The 361-nt window shown below is 60.1% G+C and carries 1 protein-coding gene and 1 pseudogene; one reads left to right on the forward strand and one right to left on the reverse strand.

Annotation, left to right across the window (positions count from 1 at the left end):
- A pseudogene (locus EN852_RS42825) lies at nucleotides 1–110 on the reverse strand (DNA-binding response regulator); the annotation flags it as partial.
- Between EN852_RS42825 and EN852_RS41890 the strand changes: the two are divergent.
- Nucleotides 101–361 (forward strand): hypothetical protein (locus EN852_RS41890; RefSeq protein ID WP_210238305.1); only part of this gene is annotated, 261 nt, incomplete at its 3' end. The pseudogene EN852_RS42825 and the gene EN852_RS41890 sit on opposite strands and share 10 nt — an antisense overlap.

Consider the following 361-nt stretch of genomic DNA (forward strand, 5'->3'; position numbering starts at 1 on the left):
CGGTCGGCCGCCACCGAGACGCGAAACCCCTGACCGTCGAGATAGCGCCCGAGCAGCGTGCGGATTTCGCGGTCGTCGTCGACGACGAGGATGTGGGGTTGTGACTGCATTGCCGTGCCCTTTGCTTGGCGCCGATTATAGGGAGAGCGGCGCGCAAGCGGCATGGAAAATTGCAACGCAATGTTTCTGGCCCGGGGCGGGAAACATTGGGAAACAAATTGCCCTTTTGAGGAAACCTTCGGCAACACGCCGACGCGAAGCAGACAAACACGCTTCCTATCCTCCCGGCGTCCAAAGCATGGATGAAAGGAACACCGTCATGCGAAGCAGACTTCTTGCGCTCGGCCTGTTTTCCGCCGCC

The organism is Mesorhizobium sp. M2E.F.Ca.ET.209.01.1.1, from assembly GCF_004010375.2.
Taxonomy (GTDB): domain Bacteria; phylum Pseudomonadota; class Alphaproteobacteria; order Rhizobiales; family Rhizobiaceae; genus Mesorhizobium.